1 protein-coding gene is annotated in these 286 nt (G+C 62.9%); it reads left to right on the top strand.

Annotated elements, in window-relative coordinates:
* Positions 1 to 286 (top strand): DNA translocase FtsK (locus P0G09_RS20675; protein ID WP_275253619.1); only part of this gene is annotated, 286 nt, incomplete at both ends.

The raw sequence follows: 286 nt of genomic DNA on the forward strand, positions 1-286 counted from the left end.
GATATTTCGCGGGGACCCTCCGTTACCCGGTATGAGGTCCAGCCCATGGCGGGCGTGAAGATCAGCCGCATCACCTCGCTGGCCGATGATATCGCCCTGAACCTTGCCGGGGCCGATGTCCGCATGGAAGCACCCATCCCCGGCAAGCCTGCCGTGGGCATCGAGGTGCCCAACCACAAAAAGACCCCCGTTTTTATCCGCAGTGTCTTTGTAAGCCAGGCCTTCCTGCGGATGACTTCGCCCTTGGGCGTGGCGCTGGGCAAGGACATTGCCGGTGTGGCCCAGG

The sequence above is a fragment of the Faecalibacterium sp. DFI.5.82 genome, from assembly GCF_029076575.1.
Classification (GTDB): domain Bacteria; phylum Bacillota; class Clostridia; order Oscillospirales; family Ruminococcaceae; genus Faecalibacterium; species Faecalibacterium duncaniae.